This window comes from Rhizobium sp. K102 (assembly GCF_022385315.1).
Classification (GTDB): Bacteria; Pseudomonadota; Alphaproteobacteria; order Rhizobiales; family Rhizobiaceae; genus Rhizobium; species Rhizobium croatiense.
Genome location: NZ_CP092436.1, coordinates 4,242,113 through 4,266,164, shown reverse-complemented (window position 1 = coordinate 4,266,164; position 24,052 = coordinate 4,242,113). Strand labels below are relative to the sequence as shown.

Annotated in this window: 18 protein-coding genes and 1 tRNA gene; 11 read left to right on the top strand and 8 right to left on the bottom strand. The window is 62.1% G+C overall.

Going from position 1 to position 24,052, the window contains the following annotated elements; translation table 11 throughout:
• Positions 1 to 69: 69 nt before the first annotated feature.
• The gene (locus MHI61_RS26820; RefSeq protein ID WP_239791218.1) at positions 70 to 1,596 is read left to right on the top strand and encodes an outer membrane beta-barrel protein; all 1,527 of its coding nucleotides are present in this window, start codon (positions 70 to 72) and stop codon (positions 1,594 to 1,596) included.
• Positions 1,597 to 1,759: 163 nt separating this feature from the next.
• Here the strand turns inward: MHI61_RS26820 and galU are convergent, their stop codons facing one another.
• Entirely contained in the window at positions 1,760 to 2,647 is an 888-nt protein-coding gene (galU, locus tag MHI61_RS26815; protein WP_097604079.1) for a UTP--glucose-1-phosphate uridylyltransferase GalU, read from the bottom strand.
• Positions 2,648 to 2,850: 203 nt separating this feature from the next.
• Between galU and MHI61_RS26810 the strand changes: the two genes are divergently transcribed.
• Positions 2,851 to 4,074, top strand: a complete 1,224-nt coding sequence (locus MHI61_RS26810; RefSeq protein WP_239791217.1) for a lytic murein transglycosylase — start codon at positions 2,851 to 2,853, stop codon at positions 4,072 to 4,074.
• 92 nt (positions 4,075 to 4,166) lie between these two features.
• The gene (locus MHI61_RS26805; protein WP_239791216.1) at positions 4,167 to 5,402 is read left to right on the top strand and encodes a DUF459 domain-containing protein; all 1,236 of its coding nucleotides are present in this window, start codon (positions 4,167 to 4,169) and stop codon (positions 5,400 to 5,402) included.
• A 157-nt stretch (positions 5,403 to 5,559) separates the two neighbouring features.
• On the opposite strand, the gene MHI61_RS26800 is transcribed toward MHI61_RS26805, so the two are convergent.
• Positions 5,560 to 7,014, bottom strand: a complete 1,455-nt coding sequence (locus tag MHI61_RS26800) for a glutamate synthase subunit beta (protein WP_097580374.1) — start codon at positions 7,012 to 7,014, stop codon at positions 5,560 to 5,562.
• A gap of 223 nt (positions 7,015 to 7,237) precedes the next feature.
• The gene (gene gltB / locus MHI61_RS26795; RefSeq protein WP_239791215.1) at positions 7,238 to 11,959 is read right to left on the bottom strand and encodes a glutamate synthase large subunit; all 4,722 of its coding nucleotides are present in this window, start codon (positions 11,957 to 11,959) and stop codon (positions 7,238 to 7,240) included.
• 541 nt (positions 11,960 to 12,500) lie between these two features.
• On the opposite strand from gltB, the gene MHI61_RS26790 reads away from it, so the two are divergent.
• Positions 12,501 to 13,553 carry a low specificity L-threonine aldolase gene (locus MHI61_RS26790; protein WP_097580376.1) on the top strand — a complete coding sequence of 351 codons (1,053 nt, stop codon included), beginning with the start codon at positions 12,501 to 12,503 and terminating at the stop codon, positions 13,551 to 13,553.
• A 46-nt stretch (positions 13,554 to 13,599) separates the two neighbouring features.
• Here MHI61_RS26790 and MHI61_RS26785 read toward each other — a convergent pair whose 3' ends face one another.
• The gene (locus MHI61_RS26785; protein WP_239791214.1) at positions 13,600 to 14,454 is read right to left on the bottom strand and encodes a LysR family transcriptional regulator; all 855 of its coding nucleotides are present in this window, start codon (positions 14,452 to 14,454) and stop codon (positions 13,600 to 13,602) included.
• Between the two features lie 92 nt (positions 14,455 to 14,546).
• Here MHI61_RS26785 and MHI61_RS26780 point away from each other — a divergent pair, with 92 nt between their 5' ends.
• Positions 14,547 to 15,551 carry a bile acid:sodium symporter family protein gene (locus MHI61_RS26780; protein ID WP_239792918.1) on the top strand — a complete coding sequence of 335 codons (1,005 nt, stop codon included), beginning with the start codon at positions 14,547 to 14,549 and terminating at the stop codon, positions 15,549 to 15,551.
• A 75-nt stretch (positions 15,552 to 15,626) separates the two neighbouring features.
• Here MHI61_RS26780 and MHI61_RS26775 read toward each other — a convergent pair whose 3' ends face one another.
• The gene (locus MHI61_RS26775) at positions 15,627 to 16,097 is read right to left on the bottom strand and encodes an Hsp20 family protein (RefSeq protein WP_064683240.1); all 471 of its coding nucleotides are present in this window, start codon (positions 16,095 to 16,097) and stop codon (positions 15,627 to 15,629) included.
• A gap of 423 nt (positions 16,098 to 16,520) precedes the next feature.
• Between MHI61_RS26775 and MHI61_RS26770 the strand changes: the two genes are divergently transcribed.
• Positions 16,521 to 17,492 (top strand): alpha/beta hydrolase, encoded by a 972-nt coding sequence (locus tag MHI61_RS26770; RefSeq protein ID WP_239791213.1) that lies wholly within the window; start codon positions 16,521 to 16,523, stop codon positions 17,490 to 17,492.
• 25 nt (positions 17,493 to 17,517) lie between these two features.
• Here MHI61_RS26770 and hisN read toward each other — a convergent pair whose 3' ends face one another.
• Together hisN and MHI61_RS26760 are read right to left on the bottom strand one after the other, a co-directional pair.
• Positions 17,518 to 18,291, bottom strand: a complete 774-nt coding sequence (gene hisN, locus MHI61_RS26765; protein ID WP_097580505.1) for a histidinol-phosphatase — start codon at positions 18,289 to 18,291, stop codon at positions 17,518 to 17,520.
• A 283-nt stretch (positions 18,292 to 18,574) separates the two neighbouring features.
• Positions 18,575 to 19,456, bottom strand: a complete 882-nt coding sequence (locus tag MHI61_RS26760) for an N-formylglutamate amidohydrolase (protein WP_010033008.1) — start codon at positions 19,454 to 19,456, stop codon at positions 18,575 to 18,577.
• Between the two features lie 187 nt (positions 19,457 to 19,643).
• Here MHI61_RS26760 and cpdR1 point away from each other — a divergent pair, with 187 nt between their 5' ends.
• From cpdR1 to MHI61_RS26735, 5 genes are all read left to right on the top strand, one after another.
• Positions 19,644 to 20,006, top strand: coding sequence for a response regulator CpdR1 (gene cpdR1, locus MHI61_RS26755; RefSeq protein ID WP_003542883.1), 363 nt, complete (start codon positions 19,644 to 19,646; stop codon positions 20,004 to 20,006).
• 84 nt (positions 20,007 to 20,090) lie between these two features.
• Positions 20,091 to 20,165: transfer RNA gene (locus tag MHI61_RS26750), tRNA-Val, on the top strand.
• Positions 20,166 to 20,265: 100 nt separating this feature from the next.
• Positions 20,266 to 20,547, top strand: a complete 282-nt coding sequence (locus MHI61_RS26745) for a hypothetical protein (RefSeq protein WP_239791212.1) — start codon at positions 20,266 to 20,268, stop codon at positions 20,545 to 20,547.
• Between the two features lie 653 nt (positions 20,548 to 21,200).
• Positions 21,201 to 22,244: a porin gene (locus tag MHI61_RS26740; protein ID WP_239791211.1), complete on the top strand. Its 1,044-nt coding sequence runs from the start codon at positions 21,201 to 21,203 to the stop codon at positions 22,242 to 22,244.
• A gap of 498 nt (positions 22,245 to 22,742) precedes the next feature.
• Positions 22,743 to 23,237, top strand: a complete 495-nt coding sequence (locus MHI61_RS26735; protein ID WP_097580506.1) for a hypothetical protein — start codon at positions 22,743 to 22,745, stop codon at positions 23,235 to 23,237.
• A 6-nt stretch (positions 23,238 to 23,243) separates the two neighbouring features.
• Here MHI61_RS26735 and MHI61_RS26730 read toward each other — a convergent pair whose 3' ends face one another.
• Complete coding sequence (locus tag MHI61_RS26730) at positions 23,244 to 23,951, bottom strand: hypothetical protein (RefSeq protein ID WP_239791210.1); 708 nt, start codon at positions 23,949 to 23,951, stop codon at positions 23,244 to 23,246.
• Between the last annotated feature and the right edge of the window lie 101 nt (positions 23,952 to 24,052).

Below are 24,052 nucleotides of genomic sequence, written 5' to 3'. Positions count from 1 at the left end.
GACAACGATTGATTAACCACGAGGCTTTACCTTTGGGTAAGAACTGAAAGCATGTCAGGCGCGAATTGCATGGGCCAGCCAGATCAGACGAGCAGTGTGACGCCGCTCCGCGCCATGAGCCGTGCCGTCTCTTTTGCTGCGTTCGGCAGTCTGCTGCTTAGCCAGGTAGCCTTTGCACAATCCGCCTCACAGCAGCCGGCAAGCAGCGGCTCCGCGGCCTCTCAGGACAATCGCACCACCTACAACGCCGCATCCGCCGCTGACGAGAGCGACGACGGCACCATTCCCGCGGCAAACGGCACGACCGCGAACGCGGATGACGCTTCGCAGAGGCTTGCCATACCGGATGCGCAATCCGGCGACGATATCACCGGCTCCATCCTCGACGAGGACATCCGCCGGCTGAACACCCGCGAAGCACCGGTCGACGAAACGCCGCGCCGCCGGGCTGCCGAAAGTGCGTCGACGGCGGAAACGCCGGGCATTCCGCTCGGCACTTTCGTGCTCCGTCCGAGCGTCACCCAGAGCATCAACACCGAGACCACCAAGGACGGCAACACCAGGCAGCGACGCGCCTTCCTCGAAACCGATGCGGCCGCGACGCTGACCTCCGATTGGGGCCGCCACCAGCTGAGCGTCACCTCGGAAGGCGCCTGGCAGAGGAATATCAGCGGCGAAGGCGAGGAGCAGCCTTCCTTCAAGATCAACGGTGATCTCAGGCTGGATCTTCCCCAGGACACGGTCGCGCACCTCACCGCCGGGTATAATTTCTACCGCGAAGATACGGACGATCCCGACGCGATCGCCAATGCGACGCAGCAATCCGATGTGCAGGAGTTTTCGGCCGGGGCCTCCGTCCAACGCGATTTCGGCATCCTGCGCGGCACGACGGCGCTGGCGCTGACCCGTTCGATCTATTCCGACGCCACGCTGGCCAGCGGCGCGACCGTCGCGCTCAGCGACCGCAATCAGACGACGGGCACGTTGCGCGGCCGCGTCGGCTACGAGCTGTCGCCCGCACTCATCCCCTTCATCGAGGCGACGATCGGCCGGACGCTTTATGACGAGACGCGCGATTCCGCCGGCTATGAGCGTTCGGGCCATAGCTACGGCGCCAAGGCCGGCGTCGAGGTCGATCTCGGCGAAAAGCTGAAGGGGGAGGTCGGCGTTGGTTACGAGAGGGCGGATTTCGAAGATAACAGGCTCTCGTCGATCGACACGGCCACGCTCGATGCGAGCCTGCTCTGGTCGCCGATCCGCGGCACCGACGTCAATCTCGACCTGCAGACGAGCATCCAGCCGACGACCACGGCCGGCGAGAGCGGTTACGTCTCGCACGCGCTGACGACGACGGTCACGCATCAGCTGCGCGACAATCTGGTCGGCACGATTATCGGTGGAGTCGTATGGCGCGATTATCCCACCGACAGCACCGTCAACGACGAGCTCGTCTATACCGCGGCAACCGGCCTCACTTGGAACATCAATCGCTATCTCGACCTGACCAGCACGCTCGGTTACGAACTGACGACGCGCAAGGAAGGATCCGATTCGCAGCAATGGCGCGCAGGCCTCGGCCTTAAGCTGAAACGCTAAAGCGCATCGCGATCTTTCAGATTCGCTGCTTGCGCTTTAGCTCTTTGTTTTCACGCATGTCGTTGCCGCAAAACCGCGCACACTTTTGCGCGACATGCTTAAACGCCGCACATCCGGTCCGGATGCGCGGCACTCTGTCATTCATGCGCTGAAGAAGAGAACGTTACCTCAGGCCGGCCAGCAATTCCTTGAAGCCGCCTTCGACGGTCGGGCGGATATCGGCGCGTTCGAGGGCGTAGGCGACATTTGCCAGGATGAAGCCATCCTTGGCGCCGCAGTCGTAGGTCGTGCCGCGGAAGTGATACCCGGCGAAATCCTGTTCCTTCAGCAGCTTCAGCATGCCGTCGGTCAGCTGGATCTCGTTGCCGGCGCCGCGCTCCTGGGTTTCGAGGATCCGGAAAATCTCGGGCTGCAGGATGTAGCGGCCGTTGATGAAGAAGTTGGAAGGCGCCGTTCCCTTGGCGGGTTTTTCCACCATGCCGGTGATTCGGAAGCCCTCGCCGATCGCTTCGCCGACGCCGACTATGCCGTATTTATGCGCCTGGTCGGGCGCGCATTCCTCAACGGCGATGATATTGCCGCCGCTCTGGCCGTAAAGGTCGATCATTCCTTTCATGCAGCCCTTGTCGCCCTTCATGATCATGTCGGGAAGCAGCAGTGCGAAAGGTTCGTCGCCGACGATTTCGCGGGCGCACCAGACCGCATGACCGAGGCCGAGCGGCTCCTGCTGGCGGGTGAAGCTCACCGTGCCGGCCTTCGGCAATTGCTGCTGCAGGAGAGTAATTTCCGCCTTCTTGGCGCGCTCCTTGAGCGTCTGCTCAAGCTCGAAATGAATGTCGAAATAATCTTCGATGACGTGCTTGTTGCGCCCGGTGACGAAAACCAGATGTTCGATCCCGGCTTCGATCGCCTCATCGACGACATATTGAATGATTGGCTTGTCGACGACGGTCAACATTTCCTTCGGGACAGCCTTTGTCGCCGGCAGGAATCGCGTCCCCAACCCGGCAACCGGAAATACTGCTTTACGAACTTTGTTATGCTGAGCCACACCCGGCCTCCTGCTTCGCCATATCGCTTTGGAAAAAGAGCCTTTTGGCTCTACCTAGTATAGAATTGCTACTGTTTTGCAATGGTGACCGCGGCGCACCGCCATGGTAAAGAATTTGTTGACTCCGTTCCTGTAGTCTCGGGTCTGGGCGGACATGACGCCTCTGCTGCACCGAAAACTGAAGATGACGGATACGACTGTTGATGATCCAGAATCACAAAAACTCCCTTCGTGGTCTTGCTCTCGCCCTCGTTGTCGCCGCCCAGGTAGGCCTGGTCCCCGACAGCGCGAAAGCCGATTCCCGGTTCCAGAAATGGATCGCGGATTTTTACCAAACAGCCGCACAGAGTGGCATCAGTAAGGCAACCTACCAAAAGGCCTTTTCAGGGGTGAGCGAGCCCGACCCGACGGTGCTCGAAAAAGCCGCCTATCAGCCGGAATTCACCTCGAAGATCTGGGATTACATCGATTCGCGCGTCAATCCCTACACGGTCAAGATCGGCCGCGAGATGGCCGCCAAGCATGCCCGCACGCTCAACGCGATCGAGCAGCGCTTCGGCGTCGACAAGGCCATTCTGCTCGCCATATGGTCGATGGAATCCAATTACGGAGCGATCCTCGACAAGGACGACCGGCTGCACTACGTGCCGCGCGCGCTGGCGACGCTTGCCTATGCCGATCCGAGCCGCGCCAAATTCGCCAAGAAGCAGCTGGTCGCCGCGCTGAAGATCCTGCAGAACGGCGACGTGCCGGCACGCGAGATGACCGGCTCCTGGGCGGGCGCCATGGGCCACACGCAGTTCATCCCGACAAGCTACCTGCTTTACGCCGTCGACGCCGACGGCAACGGCCATCGCGACATCTGGAATTCGGTGCCGGATGCGCTGGCGACCTCGGCCAATCTCCTGATGAAGAACGGCTGGGATACCGGCAAGACCTGGGGCTACGAGGTCGTCGTTCCCGCGGCCGCCGCCAAGCAGGCCGGCAAGACCCATACGATCGACCAATGGGCGGAACTCGGCCTGAAACGCCCGAGCGGCAAGGCCTTCCGCGAGGGCGGCACCAAGGCCGTGCTGAAGATGCCGGCCGGACCGAACGGCCCGGGCTTCCTGATGACCGCCAACTTTTTCACCATCAAGAACTACAACGCCTCGGACAGCTACGCGCTTGCCGTCGGCCTGCTGGCCGATCAGATTGCCGGATACGGCGGCATGCAGCAGCGCTGGCCGCGCCCGGACGGCGCCCTTGATATCACCGAGAAATTCGAGCTGCAGACCCGCCTCAAGACCCTCGGCTATTACAATGGCGAGGTCGATGGCAATTTCGGCTCCGGTTCGAAAGCGGCGATATCGGCGGTGCAGGAGCGCATCGGCATGCAGCCGGACGGCGAGCCCTCGCTGCCGCTTCTGAACGCACTTCGCCGCTAGCACCATGCCGAAACGTAAGCCCTGATTGGAAGCGGCAGAACCGTGACCTACATGAATGGCGGGAGTGGACGCTGACCTTTCCTGCGTGCAAGATGCCGGCAGATGCGGAACTGCCCATGATGAAGAAATTTGATCGACCCCGAATCCGTTGGCTGGTGCTCGCCTTGACGGCGGCTTCGCTATGCGTCGGCGCGCTTGCACCAGTGCATGTCGCCGAGGCGCAGGAGCAGCGCTACGAGCGCCGGTCGATCCTCGATTTCTTCCTTGGCCGGCGCTATCTCGATGACGGTCCGCAGGCCCCTGATGCCCAGCAGCCGCGACGCCAGCAGCGCAAGCGCCCACCGGCGCAGAAGGCGGTGATAAATACCCGCACCGCGCCGCCGGTGCGGCCGCCGGTGCCGGAAGAGCCGGTCGTGCAGAAGCTTGGCGACGCCAAGAAGGTCCTGATCGTCGGCGATTTCCTCGCCAGCGGCCTCGGCGACGGCCTCACCGCCGCCTTCGAGACTTCGCCCGGCGTCGTCGTCGAAGCCCGCGGCAACGTCTCCTCAGGCCTTGTCCGCGACGATTATTATGACTGGCCGGAACAGCTGCCGAAGATGATCGACGAGTTGAAGCCGGCCATGGTCGTCGTCATGATCGGCGCCAACGACCGCCAGCAGATGGTGACCGACACCGCCAAGGAAAAATTCCGCACCGACGGCTGGTTTGCCGAATACCGCCGCCGCGTTCTTTCCTTCGGTAAAGAAGTCACCGACCGCAAGATCCCGCTGCTTTGGGTCGGACTTCCCGCCTTCGAATCCGATCAGATGACGGCTGACGCCGTCCAGATGAACCAGCTCTATCGCAACCAGGTGGAAAGCATCGGCGGCGAATTCGTCGATATCTGGGATGGCTTCGTCGACGAGAACAGCAACTTCATCGTCACCGGTTCGGATGTGAACGGCCAGCAGGTGCGCCTGCGCACCTCCGACGGCATCAATCTCACGCAGGCAGGCCGCCGCAAACTTGCCTTCTATGTGGAAAAGCCGGCCCGCCGCATTCTCGGCACCCAGGCAAGCCCGGATCTGGTGCGGCTGGACGAAAGTGCCCTGCCCGGCCTCGGCCTTCCCACCAATCCGGTCGAACACACCGTGCCGATCAGTCTCTCCGATCCCAATCTCGACGGCGGCACCGAGCTTCTCGGCGCAAGGCCGCCGCCTGTGACGCTGACGAAATCGCCGCGCGATCTGCTTGTCGAGCAGGGCGAGATGACGCCGGCCCCGGTCGGGCGCGTCGACGACTACCGCATGCCGGCGGCCAAGACGCCGGCCGAAGTCTCGGTGAAATGAGAAAGGCCGCGCGAGCATGATGCCGAAACGTGTTGGCGGTTTCGGACCACATCAAAAAAATCCGCCTGTGAACGGACCCCCGAAAGTTGGACAACAACCTTCGGGGGTCCGTTCACAGGCGGAGTTCGTCTCGTCCAGACCCTGCGTGAGCCGACAGTCAGTTCGGCAGCACGCTTGAGCCCATCAAGGCCTCGTCGATGGCGCGGGCAGCCTGGCGGCCTTCGCGGATCGCCCAGACCACCAGCGACTGGCCGCGGCGCACGTCGCCCGCCGTCCAGAACTTGTCGATCGAGGTCTTGTAGTCCCGGTCGTTGGCGACGACGTTGGTCGAGCCGCGCTTATCGGTATTGAGCGTCAGCTTGCCCTCGAGCTCCTTCAGCACGCTTGTCGTAAACGGGCCGCGGAAACCGATGGCGATGAAGGCGAGATCGGCTCGGATGACGAATTCCGTGCCCGCAACCGGCCGCCGGCGCTCATCGACCTCACAGCATTTGACGCCTGTCAGCACACCGTCTTCGCCGATGAATTCGAGCGTCGCCACCTGGAACTCGCGCACGGCGCCCTCGGCCTGCGAGGAGGAGGTGCGCATCTTCGTCGCCCAGAAAGGCCAGACAGCGAGCTTGTCTTCCTTCTCCGGCGGCTGCGGCCGGATGTCGAGCTGGGTGACCTTGACGGCGCCCTGGCGGAACGCCGTGCCGACACAGTCCGACGCCGTATCACCGCCACCGACGACGACGACATGCTTGGCGCCGGCAAGGATCGGATCCGACGGCCAGCCGACGCTGTCGATGTTCTCGCGCCCGACACGGCGGTTCTGCTGCACCAGATAAGGCATGGCATCATGGACGCCAGCAAGGTCAATGCCCGGAATGCCCGCCTCGCGCGGCGTCTCGGAGCCGCCGCAGTAGAGCACGGCGTCATGATCGGCCAGCAGTTGCTCGACCTTGACGTCGACGCCAACATTGACGCCGCAATGGAAGGTGACGCCCTCGCCCTTCATCTGCTCGACGCGGCGGTCGATGAAGTTCTTCTCCATCTTGAAATCGGGAATACCGTAGCGCAGCAGGCCGCCCGGCTTGGTCTCGCGCTCATAGACATGCACCTCGTGGCCGGCGCGGCCGAGCTGCTGGGCAGCCGCCATGCCGGCGGGGCCGGAGCCGATAACGGCGACCTTCTTTCCGGTATGAACGGTGGCCGGCTGCGGCCGGATGAAGCCGAGCTCATAGGCCTTGTCGGCGATCGCCTGTTCGACCGTCTTGATGGCAACAGGCGCATCTTCGAGATTCAAAGTGCAGGCTTCCTCGCAGGGCGCCGGGCAGACGCGGCCGGTGAACTCCGGGAAGTTGTTGGTCGAATGCAGGTTCTGGATCGCCGCTTCCCAGTTGTTGTTGTAGACGAGGTCGTTCCAGTCAGGAATCTGGTTGTGCACCGGGCAGCCGGTGGGGCCGTGGCAATAGGGGATGCCACAGTCCATGCAGCGCGCCGCCTGTTTCTGCACTTCCGGATCCGACATCGGGATCGTGAATTCGCGGAAATGGCGGATACGATCCGACGCCGGCTGGTACTTCGCCACCTGCCGGTCGATTTCCAGAAACCCTGTTACCTTACCCATCTCTTCGTCCCTTACCCTCATGACCGCCTCATCCGCGGCCAATTGTCTGTCGTCAGTCCCGGCATTCCGGGTGGGTTGCTTCTCTTGACCGTCATTGGAACATATCCCCTGAAACTTCCGGGCGATCTGGACGGCCTTTCGCCGTCATGATCGTCACGGATCATCGAGACGTTTCCGATATCCGCCACCCGCAATCAGCACGTGGCGAATATCCCGGTGCAAATCACTCCGCGGCGATGCCCATCCGGCTGCGTTCCATTTCCTCGAGCGCACGGCGGTATTCGACCGGCATGACCTTGCGGAACTTCGGACGGTAGTCGGCCCAGTGATCGAGGATCTGCTTGGCGCGGGCCGAGCCCGTATAGTGCAGATGGTTGGAGATCAGCTGGTAGAGGCGCTCCTCGTCATGACGAGTCATGTCGCCCGAGACGTCGACACGTCCCTTGTGCATGAGATCGCCGCCGTGATGATGCAGCTTCTCCAGCATGTCGTCTTCTTCGGGCACCGGCTCGAGTTCGACCATCGCCATGTTGCAGCGGCTGGCGAAATCGCCGGTTTCGTCGAGCACATAGGCGACACCGCCGGACATGCCGGCCGCGAAATTGCGGCCCGTAGCGCCGAGCACGACGACGACACCGCCGGTCATATATTCGCAGCCATGGTCGCCGACACCCTCGACGATGGCGATCGCACCCGAGTTGCGCACGGCGAAACGTTCACCCGCCACGCCGCGGAAATAGCATTCGCCCTCGGTCGCGCCGTAAAGCACGGTGTTGCCGACGATGATCGAGTTTTCGGCGATTATCCTGGAATTCTCCGGCGGCCGGATGATGATCTTGCCGCCCGAAAGGCCCTTGCCGACATAGTCGTTGCCATCGCCGATCAGGTTGAAGGTGACGCCGCGCGCCAGGAAGGCGCCGAAGCTCTGGCCTGCCGTGCCGCGAAGCGTCACATTGATCGTGTCTTCCTTCAGCCCGCGATGGCGGAAGCGCTTGGCGACCTCGCCGGACAGCATCGCGCCGGCCGAACGGTCGACGTTCTTGATGCCGACCTCGAACGCGACTGGCGTCTTGTCGGTCAGCGCCGGCTGTGCTTGCTCGATCAGCACGCGGTCGAGAATGTCATCGATCGGGTGCTGCTGCCGGCTCGTCCAGAAAGTCTCCTCCTTGGCGGCATCGACCTTATGGAAGATGCGGCTGAAGTCGAGACCCTTGGCCTTCCAGTGCGCCAGCATCTCGTCCTTCTCCAGCAACTCCGAAGCGCCGATTATGTCGTCGAGTCGGGTAAAGCCGAGCGAGGCGAGGATTTCGCGCACTTCGTTGGCGACGAAGAAGAAGTAGTTGATGACGTGCTCCGGCGTGCCCTTGAAGCGCTTGCGCAGCACCGGATCCTGTGTCGCCACGCCGACCGGACAGGTGTTGAGATGGCACTTGCGCATCATGATGCAGCCGGCCGCGATCAGCGGCGCGGTGGCGAAGCCGAATTCGTCGGCGCCGAGCAGCGCCCCGATGATGACGTCCCGGCCGGTCTTCAGACCGCCGTCCACCTGCAATGCAACACGCGAACGCAGGCCGTTCAGCACCAGCGTCTGCTGGGTTTCGGCAAGACCGATTTCCCAAGGGCTGCCGGCATGCTTGAGCGAGGTCAGCGGCGACGCACCCGTGCCGCCGTCGAAGCCGGCGACCGTGATATGGTCGGCGCGCGCCTTGGCGACACCGGCGGCAACCGTGCCGACGCCGACTTCGGAGACGAGCTTGACCGAGACATCAGAGGTCGGGTTGACGTTCTTCAGATCGTAGATCAGCTGCGCCAGATCCTCGATCGAATAGATGTCGTGGTGCGGCGGCGGCGAGATCAGGCCGACACCCGGCGTCGAGTGACGGGTCTTGGCGACCGTCGCATCGACCTTGTGACCGGGCAGCTGGCCGCCTTCGCCGGGCTTGGCGCCCTGCGCCACCTTAATCTGCAGCACGTCGGCGTTGACCAGATATTCGGTCGTGACGCCGAAGCGACCCGAGGCGATCTGCTTGATCGCCGAACGTTCCGGATTGCTCGACCCATCGGAGAGCGGCATGTAGCGGTCGGATTCCTCTCCACCCTCACCGGTGTTCGACTTGCCGCCGATCCGGTTCATGGCGATCGCCAGCGTCGTATGCGCCTCGCGGGAAATCGAGCCGAAAGACATCGCTCCCGTCGAGAACCGCTTGACGATATCGGCGGCCGGTTCGACCTCGTCGATCGATACCGGCTTGCGGCCGAGCGCCTCGGCGCTCTTGATGTTGAAGAGCCCGCGGATCGTGTTCATGCGCAGCGCCGAATTGTTCACCATCTCGGAGAATTCGCGGTAGCGATCCTCGGCATTGCCGCGCACGGCATGCTGAAGGGCGGCAACCGCATCCGGCGTCCAGGCATGGCTTTCGCCGCGCATGCGATAGGCATATTCGCCGCCGATATCGAGCGTCGTCGCAAGCAGCGGATCCTTGCCGAAGGCGGCGTTGTGGCGAGCGACAGTCTCTTCGGCGATCGCTTCGAGGCCGATACCTTCGATCATCGTTGCGGTACCGAAGAAATACTTGTCCACCAGTTCCGACGACAGGCCGATCGCATCGAAAATCTGCGCGCCGCAATAGGACTGATAGGTCGAGATGCCCATCTTCGACATGACCTTGAGGATGCCTTTGCCGACCGCCTTGATGTAGCGGTAGACGATTTCCGAGGCATCGACTTCCTTGGGGAACTCGCCCTTGGCATGCATGTCGAGCAGCGTGTCGAAAGCGAGATAAGGGTTGATCGCCTCGGCGCCATAGCCGGCGAGCAGGCAGAAATGATGCACTTCGCGCGGCTCCCCGGTCTCGACGACGAGACCGACCGAGGTGCGAAGCCCCTTGCGGATCAGGTGATGGTGCACGGCGGCCGTCGCCAGCAGCGCCGGGATGGCGATTCGATCAGGACCGATCTGACGGTCGGAGAGCACGATGATGTTGTAGCCGCCCTTGACGGCCGCTTCCGCGCGCTCGCAAAGCCGGTCGAGCATGTCGGGCATGCCGGCGGCGCCGCGCTCGATGTCATAGGTGAAATCGAGGGTCTTGGTGTCGAACCGGTCTTCCGTATGACCGATCGAGCGGATCTTTTCGAGGTCACCATTGGTCAGGATCGGCTGGCGCACTTCGAGACGCTTGGCGTTCGCCATGCCTTCATGGTCGAGAATGTTCGGACGCGGGCCGATGAAGGAGACGAGGCTCATGACAAGCTCTTCGCGGATCGGGTCGATCGGCGGGTTCGTGACCTGCGCGAAGTTTTGCTTGAAGTAGGTATAGAGCAGCTTCGGCTTTTCCGACATCGCCGAGATCGGCGTATCCGTGCCCATCGAGCCGATCGCCTCCTGACCGGTCGTCGCCATCGGCGACATCAGGATGCGAGTATCCTCGGTCGTGTAGCCGAAGGCCTGCTGACGGTCGAGCAGCGACACGTCGCGACGCAGCGCCCGCGGCTCCACCGGCTTCAGCTCTTCGAGGATCAGCTGGGTGCGGTCGAGCCAGCTGCGATAGGGATGCGCGGTGGCAAGCTGCGACTTCACCTCGTCGTCGGAGATGATCCGGCCTTCTTCCATGTCGATCAGCAGCATCTTGCCCGGCTGCAGGCGCCACTTCTGAATGATCTTCTCCTCCGGAACCGGCAGAACGCCGGCTTCGGAGGCCATGATGACGCGGTCGTCGTCGGTGACGAGATAACGCGCCGGCCGCAGGCCGTTGCGGTCGAGCGTCGCGCCGATCTGCTTGCCGTCGGTGAAGGCAACGGCAGCCGGCCCGTCCCAGGGCTCCATCAGCGCGGCATGATATTCGTAGAAGGCCTTGCGTTCGGCCGCCATCGACTGGTTGCCGGCCCAGGCTTCCGGAATCAGCATCATCACCGCATGCGCCAGCGAATAGCCGCCGCGCACCAGGAATTCGAGCGCATTGTCGAAGCAGGCCGTGTCCGACTGTCCCTCGTAGGAAATCGGCCAGAGCTTGGAAATATCTTCGCCGAACAGCGGCGAGGAAACCGACGCCTGGCGCGCCGCCATCCAGTTGACGTTGCCGCGCAGCGTGTTGATCTCGCCGTTATGGGCGACCATGCGATAGGGATGCGCGAGCTTCCACGACGGGAAGGTGTTGGTCGAGAAGCGCTGGTGCACCAGGGCGACCGCGCTTTCGAAACGCGGGTCCGACAGGTCCTTGTAATAGACGCCGACTTGATAGGCCAGGAACATGCCCTTGTAGACCACGGTCGCCGACGACAGCGAGACCGGATAGAAATTGCTCTCCTCGCCGTCGAACTCGTCATAGATGCGGTTGGAGATCACCTTGCGCAGCGTGAACAGCCGGCGCTCGAATTCGTCATTGTTCTCGGCATCCTCACCGGCACCGATGAAGACCTGCACGTGATGCGGCTCGGTCGCGGCAATCGCCGGCGCCTTGGAGAGCGAGGAATTATCGACCGGCACGTCGCGAAAGCCGATCAGGACCTGGCCTTCCTCTTCAATGACGTCCTTGATCACCTTCTTGAAGTGCTCGATCTGCTTTTCATCGCGCGGCATGAAGATATGGCCGACGCCATATTCGCCGGCCGGCGGCAGGGCGATCCCCTGCCCGGCCATCTCCTCACGGAAGAAGCGGTCGGGAATCTGCACCAGAATGCCGGCGCCGTCGCCCATCAGAGGATCGGCGCCGACGGCGCCGCGGTGCGTCAGGTTCTCAAGAATGAACAAGCCGTCCTTGACGATCTGGTGCGACTTCTCACCCTTCATATGCGCGACAAAGCCGACGCCGCAGGCATCATGCTCGTTGCGGGGATCGTAGAGGCCCTGTTTCTTCGGCAGGCCGGAGGCGGATTTGGACGTATCGGCCGTCGCGCGCATCTCAGCAGCGGCAAACCGGTCAAATTCCATGGATGGCGTCTTCGTCATCGTCTTTCCTCCTGTCGAAACCCGCGGGCCGCGGGCGGCTTTTCGTCCCGCACCGCAACCCGAAGATAGGTTCGGCGCATGACAGCGCTGTTGCATTGTGAAGATCGCCGCAGACATCTGCTTCTAGGGAAAGCAAACCGTCGCGTTCCGCGCCTGCCATTCGCCTCCGCGCGCCGCCCGTCCTGGGGCTTGACGCTCGGAAGAACTATAGCGTGAAAGCCCGCCTGTTCCAGGGCTTTCGGCGCCTCTTCGGCCGCAAAGGCCAAAATAGGACAGCAACACTGTCCTAATTCATCTGTTCTATGCCAGAAAGCATTTGGCTTCGCAAGAGCGCCGGGTCAAAAATCGTCATTTTGCGACGGAAGATTACCAAATCGGTCGCAACCACGAAATAAAATTGCGTTAAGTCGAGACATTTTATTTATTGATTGCGCCGTTCAATTTTCGTGATGGATTATCGGTAATGGCCTTGATCCCGTGAAGGATTGCCGTAATGTCCGCAGCGACCCTCCCAACCCGTTTCACTCCCACGGTCTTCGCTATGTTCTTTGCATCCGACAATTGGGCCGGCGCCCACAGATCCATTGCCGAACGCCTGCTGGCGGAATCGGCTGGTTTTGCCCCTGCCTATGGCGCCGGCGATCTCGACAAACAAGTCGAGGCCCGCTTCTGCGAGATCTTCGAACGTGAGGTTTCCGTCTTCTTCGTCGCCACCGGCACGGCCGCCAATTCCCTGTCGCTGGCAAGCGTCCAGCGGCCCGGCGGCATCACCTTCTGCCATTCCGAGGCGCATGTGATCGAGGATGAATGCGGCGCGCCGGAATTCTTCTCCGGCTCCGCCCGCCTCGTTGCCGTCGACGGCGAAGCCGGCAAGATCGATCCGGCGAAACTTTCGGCAAAAATCGCCAACTTTCCCGAGGACGCCCTCCGTCACGGCCGTGCCAGCGCCGTCACCATCACCCAGGCGACCGAGATCGGCACCGTCTATTCCCTGCCGGAGATCGGCGAGATCGCCGCCCTATCACGAAAGCGCAACCTGCCGCTCCACATGGACGGCGCCCGCTTCGCCAATGCGTTGATTGCGCTCGGCGCCACCCCGGCCGAAATGACCTGGAAACGCGGCGTCGACATGCTCTCCTTCGGCGGCACCAAGAACGGCTGCTGGTGCGCCGAGGCGATCGTCTTCTTCGATCCGGAACGGGCGCGCGAAATGCCCTTCATCCGCAAGCGCGCCGCCCAGCTCTTTTCCAAATCGCGTTTCATCGCCGCCCAGTTCGATGCCTATTTCGAAAACGGCCTCTGGCTCGATCTCGCCCGCCATTCCAACGGCATGGCCGATCGGCTGCGCGCCGGCATCGGCGCCAGCAATGCCGCGCGGCTCGCCTGGCCGACCGCGTCAAACGAAGTCTTTGCCGTCATCAGCAAGAGCGCGGCAAAAACCGCCGAGGAAAAGGGCGCCAAATTTTACGCGTGGCCGGCGCCCGCGGCAACGCCCGAACTCGTCTCCGAAGGCGAAACCCTGATCCGCCTCGTCACCAGCTTTGCGACCACGCAAGCCGATGTGGATGGTTTCCTGAAGTGCCTGACCGCTTGATCGGCCGAACCCGTCTGCCGGGCAGGCTCACGGTGCCGACGATGGCTCATGCCGACCTCAGCCCCCTCACCTTTTGCAGAATATCGTCCGAAAGTGCGGCGACCAGCGCCTGATCGGCGCCCTTGCGCGGCACGAGGACGAATTCCACGTCCTCCAGCGCCGGCAGTCTTCTAGCAGCGATCTCTTTCAGCCCCGAGGGCGCCATGCTGCGCGGCTGCACCAGCACGCCCATCCCGGCCCGCGCCGCCGCCGTCAGCCCGCTGAGACTGCCGCAAGTGCAGACGATCCGCCACGGCACGCCGTTGCGCCCGAGCGCTTCCAGGGCGATCGCCCGTGTCACGCTCGGTGGCGGGAAAGCAATCAGCGGCAGTGGCCCGGTGGCCAGCAGCCGCTCAGGATCGCGCGCCAGCCAGACGAGCGGCTCGCGATAGACGAGCTTCCCGCGTGCGTCACCGAGCCGGCGCTTGGCAAGCACCAGATCGATGTCGCCATTGTCCTGCATCTCGTAGAGGACGCCGGAGAGCGCCACGGTCAGTTCCAGGTCGACGGACGGATGCGACCGAACGAAATCCTCCAGCGCCGCCGGCAGCTGGCTGGTGACGAAATCCTCCGAGACGCCGAGCCGCAGGCTGCCGCGCAGACTGTTGCTCTTAAACAGCGACTGCACCTGCCCCTCGATCGAAAGCATGGCGCGCGCATGCGTCAGCAGCGCTTCGCCATCGCCGGTCAGCATGACCTTGTGCGTGTCGCGCGCCAGAAGCTTGCGACCGAGCGTCGCCTCCAGCCGCTGAATATGCTGACTGACCGTCGATTGCCCGAGACCCAGCCTTTCTGCGGCGAGCGTGAAACTGCCCATCTGTTCGACAGCGACGAAACTGCGCAATTGCGAAAGGTCCAGCATGACATCCGGTTTCTTGATAACTGTTATTTCTTGCATCCTGGATCATAATGGAGGACAGAACAATGACCAATCTTGTTTGCCGTGAGACCGCCATGCGCCGCTTTCTGCCCGATAGCTTCACCAGCCTGCTTGTCTGCACCGTCATCCTTGCCTCGCTGTTTCCGGCAAGCGGCACCTTCGCGGATTATTTCGGCATCGCCACCGATCTCGCCATCGCCGCCCTGTTCTTCCTGCATGGCGCCCGCCTCTCGCGTGATGTCGTCATCTCGGGCCTGCTGCACTGGCGCCTGCATCTCGTCATCCTGCTGACGACCTTCGGCATCTTCCCGCTGCTGGGCCTGGCGCTCGGCTTCATTCCGGACGCGATCCTGCCGCAGCCGCTCTATCTCGGCATCCTCTTCCTCTGCGTGCTGCCGTCGACGGTGCAGTCATCCATCGCCTTCACCTCGATGGCCGGCGGCAACGTGCCTGCCGCGATCTGCTCGGCCTCCGCCTCGAATATTTTCGGCATGTTTCTGACGCCGCTGCTCGTCGGCCTGCTCTTTTCCGTCGGCGGCCATGGCGGCTTCTCCCTCGACGCGCTTCAGCAGATCCTGCTGCAACTGCTTGCCCCCTTCATCGTCGGCCAGATCCTGCAGCCCTGGATCGGCGACTGGATTCGCGCCAGGAGGAAGATTCTGATGCCCGTCGATCGCGGCTCGATCCTGATGGTCGTCTATCTCGCCTTCTCGACGGCGGTCGTCGAAGGCCTCTGGCATACCTTCTCGATCGCCGATATCGCCGTCGTCATCGTCGCCGACATCGTCCTTCTGGGGTTAGTGCTGGTGCTGACGATGTTCGGCAGCCGCCGGCTCGGCTTCGGCAAGACCGACGAGATCACCATCACCTTCTGCGGTTCCAAGAAAAGTCTCGCAAGCGGCGTGCCGATGGCAAATGTCATTTTTGCCGGCCAGTCGATCGGCGCGATCGTGCTTCCGCTGATGCTCTTCCACCAGATCCAGCTGATGGTCTGCGCCGTCATCGCCCAGAAATACGCCGCCGCCGCGGCCCGCCGCGCAACCGAACAGCAGATCAAGGATGCCGCCAGCCCCGCCTGAACAGCAGTACAGCGAGCGCAATAAAAAACGGCGCCCCAAGCGGAGCGCCGTCCATTTATCCGCACGGGAGAACGATCAGCTGTTGACGACCTGCGCCTCGATGGCCTTCGGAGCCTCGACCGGCTCTGCGGCAATCGCGATCTTGCGGGGCTTCATGGCCTCAGGAATATTGCGCAGAAGGTCGATGTGCAGCAGGCCGTTCTTCAGCGAAGCGGCGGTCACCTCGACATGGTCGGCGAGCTGGAAGCGGCGCTCGAAGGCGCGCTTGGCAATGCCGCGATAGAGGAATTCGCCGCCTTCGGCGGTTTCCTCGTTCTTTTCACCCTTCACGGACAGCACATGGGCATGGGCCTCGATCGAAAGTTCGGTCTCGTCGAAACCGGCGACCGCCATGGTGATGCGATAGGTGTTTTCACCGGTGCGCTCGATATTATAGGGCGGATAGGTCTGTGCCTGCTCCGGCTGAGCAAGGCTGTCGAGCATGGTGAACAGCCGGTCGAAACCGACCGTCGAACGATAAAGGGGAGAGAAGTCTACGTGACGCATGATGTCCTCCTGTGGAAGCGACGTGTTGCGATAAAATGTCCCTGTAACCCCATGTTTGGCGGCCCCGGAACGGTTGCGCGGGCCCTTCTTGGCACCCGCAGCAAGGAGATGGTGATGGGATTTACGGAGTTCAAGACCTTTTCGGAATCGCCTTGAACGGCCCGTGAACCCCGCATGAACGGCCGGTTCGGAACGCATTCAGACGCAAGCGCCTAGAGATAGCAGCGTCGGGTAAATCTGGTCCCGGCGGCTGAAGTGCATCGTCCCTTCTTCTTCAGCCTCAACCTAGGCCGGCTGCGGGCACCCTCATGCTCCTGCCGGCCCTTTTCTCCCGCCGCTTTGCGGGCGCCGGCGCTTTCCAAGCCGGGAGCCATGCGCTATCCCTGATAGCGAAGCAGGCAGCAGCGGCGCATTGGCAAAGTCATGGATCAGGTTCTCTATTCGACGCCCGACAATCCCGCCCCGGAAAACCGCACGGAAGGCTATTTTGAAACCCATGACGGCCACCGGCTGCGTTACGCCGTCTTTCGCTCCGCCCAGGTCGCCAGGGGCACGGTGGTCATTCTCCATGGCCGCAACGAATATATCGAAAAGTACTTCGAGACCATCCGCGACCTGACGGCGAAAGGCCTCTGGGTCGCGACCTTCGATCTGCGCGGCCAGGGCGGTTCTCAGCGGCTGATGAAACGCCGCAATCACGGTCACATCCGCCGCTTTGTCGATTACGAGCACGATCTCGACACTTTCCTCGAAAAGGTGGTGCTGCCGGATACGCGCCTGCCTTTCTACCTGCTCGCCCATTCCACCGGTGGGCTGATCGCGCTGTCGGCTGCCCCTTATCTCACCACCCGCATCGACCGCATGGTGCTGTCCGCTCCCTTCATCGGCCTGACCGGCCAGACGGCCTCGCCCCGTGTCATCCGTGCCGTTGCAGGCACGCTGACCGCTCTCGGCCTTGGTTTCCTGCCGTTGACCTCGAAATTGAAGGAGCCGGACTTCAGCCACAACCCGCTGACCTCGGACGAACAGCGCTTCGACCGTAATGTCGCGATGATGACGGCTCATCCGGAGCTGACGCTTGGTCCGCCGACAGCCCGTTGGCTCACCGAGGCGTTCCGGACCATAGATCGGGTCACCTCACCCAACCATCTCTTTTCGATCACCATCCCGACCATCGTCATCGCCCCGACGCGTGACGGCGTCGTTCCCTATACGGCGCAGGAGCGGCTCTCGCGTTATTTCCGCGCCGGTCAGCTGGTGCCGATCAACGGCGCCCGCCACGAGATTTTCCAGGAACGGGATATCTACCGCGCCGCCGCGCTCGCCGCCTTCCATGCCTTCATTCCTGGCAGCGATGCCGAGGAAAACCAAGATGTCGCGGCCCTCGGCACGTGAGCCGGATCAGGAGCTGACCGGGGGATCAGCGCTGCAGCACGGCGATCGCCTGCTCGTAGACCGCCCGGCTGCCGGCGGCGATGATCGAGCCGCCATTTTCCGGCCGGCCGCCGTCCCAGGTGGTGATGATGCCGCCCGCCCCCTCGATGACGGGAATGATGCCGCCGACATCATAGGGCTTCAGCCCGTTTTCGATGACGAGATCGATATGGCCGGCAGCAAGCAGCGCATAGGCATAGCAGTCGCAGCCGTAGCGGAAGAGCCGCACCTGGCTCTCGATCTCCCGATATTTCTCCATCTCCTCGCCGCCGAAGAGATGCGGCGATGTGGTAAAAAGAATGGCATTGGAGAGCCGGTCGCACTGGCGCGTCACCAGCCGCCGCTCGCCCTCCGGCCCGCTATAGATCGAGCCGTTTTCGTCGGCGAAATAACGCTCGCCGGTAAAGGGTTGTTCGATCATGCCCATGATCGCCCGACCCTCCTTCTGCAGGCCGATCAGCGTTCCCCACACCGGCACGCCCGATATGAAGGCGCGGGTTCCGTCGATCGGATCAATCACCCAGACATAGTCACGGTCGAGCCCGACATTGCCGTGCTCCTCGCCGAGAATGCCGTGATCGGGGAAATTCTCCTCGATCAGCGCCCGGATGGCGAGTTCGGCGGCACGATCGCCTTCCGTCACCGGATCGAACCCCGAGGATAGCTTGTTGGTGACATCGAGGCCGGAGCGGAAGCGCGGCAGCGTCTCGGCGCGGGCGGCCTCCGCCAGACGATTGAAGAACGAACGGTCAGGAAGCATGGTGGCACCATTTGGCTGGCGGGAACGGGTTTCATAACGAAACGTGACGGGAATGCAAACGCCGCGGGCAATTTCGGATGAATTGCCCAAAGATATCGCAGCGCAATATATTGCTTGACATTTGTGCAATGCAATAGTAGCGTCGTCATACAGTCTTCTGACTGTAAATACCCTCCTTGGGTGTTTCCTCCCTGAGACTTAGCCGCGCTGACCAGCGCGGTTCTTTTTTGGCCCTTGCGAAAGACGACGGCCACACGAATATCGCCAAAATTGATAAAGAAGCCTATTCGGCGGCCAGCGCCCGGTCGCCGGCGAACTTTTCGACGTAATCGGCCATCTGCTGCATGAAGGCCGTCACGGCCTCGGCCACCGCGGCAAAATCCTCGCGCTTCTCCAGCGTCACCTCGTCGACATAGATCGCCCGGTTCACCTCGATCTGCAATGCATGCAGGCCGCGCGAGGGGCGGCCGTAATGTTCGGTGATGAAACCGCCGGCATAGGGCTTGTTGCGGATCGCCGCGAAGCCCATTTCCTCGAGGATGGCGATGGCGGCGCGCGAAAGTTCGGCCGAAGCGCTGGTGCCGTAGCGATCGCCGATGATAAAATCGGGCCGTCCGGTGCAGCCGGCGACGCGCACATTACCGGGCATCGAGTGGCAATCGATCAGCACGCCGAAGCCGAACTGCACATGGGTACGGGCGATCAGCCGACGCAGCGCCGCATGGTACGGCTTGTAGACCGCTTCGACCCGATCCAGCCCCTCCTGCACCGGCAGGCGCCGCGCATAGATCTCCATGTTCTCGGCGACGATGCGCGGAATGGTGCCGAGCCCGCCGGCGACCCTCAGCGAGTTGACATTGGCATAGGGCGGCAGCAGCCCGTCGAACATCCTGGGATCAAGCTCGTAGGGCTCGCGGTTGACGTCGAGATAGGCGCGCGGAAAGTTGGCGGCGAGAAGCGGCGCGCCGAGGGTGACGGCCGAACCGAAGAGCTCATCGACATAGTGATCCTCGGAACGGCGGATGGCGATGCCTTCGAGCCTCGACTGGGCGATGAATTCCGGTGGATAAATGCGGCCGCTATGGGGGGAGTTGTAGACGAAGGGAATGGTCTGCGACACGGGCTCATGGACTTCAAAAAGCTCGTATTCGCGGATTTCCGGCACTTTCTGCCCTCTTTACCATGTCATGAACTGACTGCTTCGGCCATGTTGCCAGTTGCCCGGCCGCAAGTCCATACTATGTAGAAGGGACGGCAATCACGCACAGGCAATTCACCGGTTGTTTACCGGGCAAAGACTAGTGTAAACGGCTGGCACCCACCCAAAACCTATTGATCAGCGGTCTGGATTGATGACTCAGAAGATACTTCTCGCCGAAGACGACAACGACATGCGCCGCTTCTTGGTGAAAGCGCTGGAAAAGGCCGGTTACAAGGTCCTTTCCTATGATAACGGCGCTAGCGCCTACGACCGGCTGCGCGAGGAGCCGTTTTCCCTGCTGTTGACCGATATCGTCATGCCCGAGATGGACGGCATCGAACTGGCGCGCCGCGCCACCGAACTCGATCCCGACCTGAAGGTCATGTTCATCACCGGTTTTGCCGCCGTGGCGCTGAACCCTGATTCGAAGGCGCCGAAGGATGCCAAGGTCCTTTCCAAGCCCTTCCACCTGCGCGACCTCGTCGACGAGGTCAACAAAATGCTTGCCGCATAAGGCTTGCCGGGCGGCGCGTCACAAAACTGCAAAAAGCCTATTGACGGCTCCAAAGGTTTTGTGATCTATGCGCCGCCATCGGATGGGCGTGTAGCTCAGCGGGAGAGCACTACGTTGACATCGTAGGGGTCACAGGTTCAATCCCTGTCACGCCCACCATCCAGATTGCTTGACCTAGAAGGCCTTTCGAGAAATCGAGAGGCCTTTTTACATCGCGGCTTGCGGGTGTGATACACCTGCCCCAGTAGGAGTTTCAGACTTGGCCCAGGTCATCAAACGACGCAAAACTCTTGTGGTTTCCACCGACAAGATTTCACTCGCAAAAGGTATCAGCCTTCCTGAGGGACGCTACCCCGTCACTGCCGAGTACGTCGTCTCCCATATGCGCGGCAGACCGGTCGAGCAGGCCGGCCGGATCATGCTTCACCTGACGCGTCAGAACCTGTTGGACTACGGTGTCGATCTGACCGGCAGCGCGATGTTGGGCAGTGATATCGATGTGAGTGGCAATGTCGCCCGCAAGGAAGCCACCCTGGAGTGAATTCTCGGGCACAGGTGTTCGTCACCGCGTCAAGGAAGCAATTCAGGCCGAGAAACACCGCCCCAATCACGTCGCTGAACAATGCGAGTACCTGACCTTCCAGCGCACGGCCGGTTCGCCGGCGCAGACGGAGGGGGGATCTTTCGCACCGGCTGCCGCCGCCCCTTGTTTCCGCCGTCCCCGCCTTGCCGGCCTTTGCCGCGCCTGAGACACTTCCTGGCACCGCCGGCGTCATTACGCTTTCCGGCAAGTACGCCGAACTGGTCGTTGCCACTTCTCTCCCCGGCAGCTTATTGGCCGTCCCCGGTTCGCACAGATCGCGGTTATGGCGTGCGCGCATATGAGGACATGCTTACGCGAGCACGAATTGCATATTGTTTTCGCGGCTCAGCCCACCGTTGTTCACGGCAAGATTTGCAACAGATACGTGACAGATTCGTGACAAAATACGTGTTATTTCAGCAACATAGCTGCGCAAGCCTGCTGTCATGATCGATATCGTTATTGCGGCGCAATATCCCCTATGTAACTACCGCGGCGAGGCAGGCACCTGGTCAAAAAGGTGCCGCTTCGCTCACACGGGGTGAAGATCCGTAGGGACTGCCGATGGCAACGGTCTTCATCCTCTCGCATCTGAACTGGAGGTTATTTCCATGAACATCAAGAGCCTTCTTCTCGGCTCCGCTGCTGCTCTCGCAGCAGTATCCGGCGCTCAGGCGGCTGACGCTATCGTTGCCGCCGAGCCGGAACCGGTTGAATACGTCCGCGTCTGCGACGCTTACGGCACCGGCTATTTCTACATCCCCGGCACCGAAACCTGCCTCAAGATCAACGGCTACGTCCGCTTCCAGGTTGACGTTGCTCCGAACGCCAGCTCGATCGGCGCCGGCGGCGGCGGTTCCGTTGCCAACGACTCGGACTGGGATGCCCGTACGCGCGGCCAGGTTCAGTTCACCGCCAAGAGCGACACCGAATATGGTCCGCTGACCGGCGTCATCGTCATGCAGTTCAATGCTGACAACGCTTCGGCCCAGAAGGCCCAGCTCGACTCCGCTTACATCGACATCGCCGGCTTCCGCGCCGGTCTGTTCTACAGCTGGTGGGACGACGGCCTCTCGGGCGAAACCGACGATATCGGTTCTCCGGTCACGCTGCATAACTCCATCCGTTATCAGTACGAAACCGACGCTTTCTACGCCGGCATCAGCGTCGACGAGCTCGAAGACAGCCCGTTCTACAACGGCGAAACCGCCAACAACGTCGGCGTAGCCGTTGGTCTCGGCGGCAAGGCTGGTATCTTCAGCTACCAGATCACGGCTGGTTACGACACGGACAACGAAGAAGGCGCCGTCCGCGCTATGGGTACGGTTGCCGTCGGTCCGGGCACGCTCGGCCTCGCAGTCGTCTACGCATCCAACCCGAACGCCTACTACAACAAGGCTGAATGGGCGATCGCTGCTGAATACGCCATCAAGGCAACTGACAAGCTGAAGATCACCCCGGCTGTTCAGTACTACGACAACTACGGCATCACTGCCGGCGAGTTCAACGATGACGTCAACGCCTGGAAGGCCGGCGTGACGATCGACTACCAGATCGTCGAAAACTTCTCGGCCAAGGTTTCGGTTCAGTACCTCGATCCGGACAATGCCAGCGACGTGACCTCGGGCTACTTCCGCCTGCAGCGCGCGTTCTAATGAAAAAGGGCTGCCGGCTGAGACCAGGATGATTTTGGGCCCGTTCGGCCAAAATCTGAATCCTGTTCTAAATTCAAGAGTTAGAGCATGATGTCGTCCGAAAACCGCCTACACTTTTCGGCATCATGCTCTAGACCGGCAGCCGCAAATTCCTGATCTGACTGACCTCCGATCGGGAAAGAATGGGTCTGGACTTCCCTGCCTGGACCCATTCCCCCTGATCAGACAGTGCATTCAAGACGGCAGGCGCTCGACGAGTGCCTTGCCACCGTCAAATCATGCCGGCTTGTTGTCGATACCTGACAGCTACGCCCTTGCCGACCTTCCGGCCAGCAAGCCCGGCTCGCACCCATTGCCGTCGATCGCTGATCACCCACAGCCGGTGATAATCTTATCCCGCGGGAATGGCGGAACCAAATTCGGACACAGAACCATGCCATGGCGAATCGAGGATGAGGCAGTGATTCGCCTCGCCAGCACATGGGGTTTGAAATCGAAATGAACTTATCCGCGCTTGCCGCCGCCGCATTTTTGTCCGCCGCCCTTGCCTTGCCGGCCACCGCCGCGCCGGCCTCTCCCGCCGAAACTTTTCCCGGCGCAGCCGGCGTCATTACCCTGTCCGGCAAATGCGCCAAGCTTGTCGTCGCCAAATTCGACGCCACCAAGGGCTGCAAGAACGAGCTTGCCAGCGTTACGCTGGCCAACGGCTCGGTGACGTTCATCTTCACGTCGGATGGCAAGGCGCTCGGCTTCCAGGGCGACGGCGCCGGGATCAAGCCCGCGTCCAATGGCAATGCCCGCCTGCCCCTCAGCCTCGTCACGACAGGCGTCGGCAACAAGATGACCGGCCAGGTCAAGGTCGCCGGCTTCTGCACCTTCGGCAATCCCTATGCCGGCAAGCCGATCGCGATCGAATGCACGGCCGAAAGCAAGGATTCCTCCTTCGCCGGCAGCTTCCGCACCGGCGGCAAGCTGGTGAAAAAGGGCAAGTAACGAATTTCAGGCGCACCAGGCGCCGCCCGCGCCTGGCTTGCGCGCCAGCCCCTCGTTGATCAGCTGCGCTCCGAAAGAGCGGCCATCGCGCGAAACGACGCGCGGGGCGCCTGATGACTCGGTCTTGCCCGCCGCATTCATGGTGAAGGGCCCGGCGTTCAGAAGCGCCAGCAGGCGCGACTTGGCGGCAAAGGCGATCCTGCGCTCGTCATCGCAGCGCGCTCGGTCGACGATCGGACTTGCCATATCGGCGATGACGATCTTCTCGCCCTTGTACCAGAAGATCCCGCCGTCGCCGACGCAGTTGATATGAGCGCCCTGCCCGCAATAACCGAAGGCGGCCGTTCCCGTTTCCGCAGCCCCGGGAGAGGCCGGAACCGCCTTGACCGGCTGGATGGCCGGCTTCGGTATTGCGGCCGGCGGTAGCGGCTGCGCGGTGACCGGTGCCGTTGGCGTCGGCGCGGCAAGCGCCACCTGCTTCGGCGGTACGTCCCTCCTGGCAACAGGCCTCGGCTCCGCCGTTTCCCGCGTGGCCGGCGCCGATTGGCGGGCAAGCAACGGCTGAATGCTCTTCCAATGGTCGTGAGCAAGAATGCCGCCGATCGCGGCAATACCGATCACCGCCCAGGGCAGCAATCTGCCGCCGCCGCTGCGCGCCCTGCTCTTTCCTCTCGCCGGCGCCTTGCGGCGGCCGCGTGTCGCTGTCTTGGCCATCTGTCCGATTCCCGTGAGGCCGCAATTATCGCCGGCCAATCCTTTCCGAAAGGTTGGCGCGGCGACAGGATGATGCTTGCGCAGCTGATCTTTTCCTGAAA

Coding starts and splice junctions, on each gene's coding strand:
- hisN (WP_097580505.1), bottom strand. CDS start 18,291: ATGCTTCCTGACCGTTCGTTCTTCAATCGTCTGGCGGAGGCCGCCCGC.
- gltB (WP_239791215.1), bottom strand. CDS start 11,959: ATGACGAAGACGCCATCCATGGAATTTGACCGGTTTGCCGCTGCTGAG.
- cpdR1 (WP_003542883.1), top strand. CDS start 19,644: ATGACTCAGAAGATACTTCTCGCCGAAGACGACAACGACATGCGCCGC.
- MHI61_RS26785 (WP_239791214.1), bottom strand. CDS start 14,454: ATGCTGGACCTTTCGCAATTGCGCAGTTTCGTCGCTGTCGAACAGATG.
- MHI61_RS26770 (WP_239791213.1), top strand. CDS start 16,521: ATGGATCAGGTTCTCTATTCGACGCCCGACAATCCCGCCCCGGAAAAC.
- MHI61_RS26740 (WP_239791211.1), top strand. CDS start 21,201: ATGAACATCAAGAGCCTTCTTCTCGGCTCCGCTGCTGCTCTCGCAGCA.
- MHI61_RS26780 (WP_239792918.1), top strand. CDS start 14,547: ATGCGCCGCTTTCTGCCCGATAGCTTCACCAGCCTGCTTGTCTGCACC.
- MHI61_RS26810 (WP_239791217.1), top strand. CDS start 2,851: ATGATCCAGAATCACAAAAACTCCCTTCGTGGTCTTGCTCTCGCCCTC.
- MHI61_RS26820 (WP_239791218.1), top strand. CDS start 70: ATGGGCCAGCCAGATCAGACGAGCAGTGTGACGCCGCTCCGCGCCATG.
- MHI61_RS26805 (WP_239791216.1), top strand. CDS start 4,167: ATGCCGGCAGATGCGGAACTGCCCATGATGAAGAAATTTGATCGACCC.
- MHI61_RS26790 (WP_097580376.1), top strand. CDS start 12,501: ATGTTCTTTGCATCCGACAATTGGGCCGGCGCCCACAGATCCATTGCC.
- MHI61_RS26730 (WP_239791210.1), bottom strand. CDS start 23,951: ATGGCCAAGACAGCGACACGCGGCCGCCGCAAGGCGCCGGCGAGAGGA.
- MHI61_RS26735 (WP_097580506.1), top strand. CDS start 22,743: ATGAACTTATCCGCGCTTGCCGCCGCCGCATTTTTGTCCGCCGCCCTT.
- MHI61_RS26775 (WP_064683240.1), bottom strand. CDS start 16,097: ATGCGTCACGTAGACTTCTCTCCCCTTTATCGTTCGACGGTCGGTTTC.
- MHI61_RS26800 (WP_097580374.1), bottom strand. CDS start 7,014: ATGGGTAAGGTAACAGGGTTTCTGGAAATCGACCGGCAGGTGGCGAAG.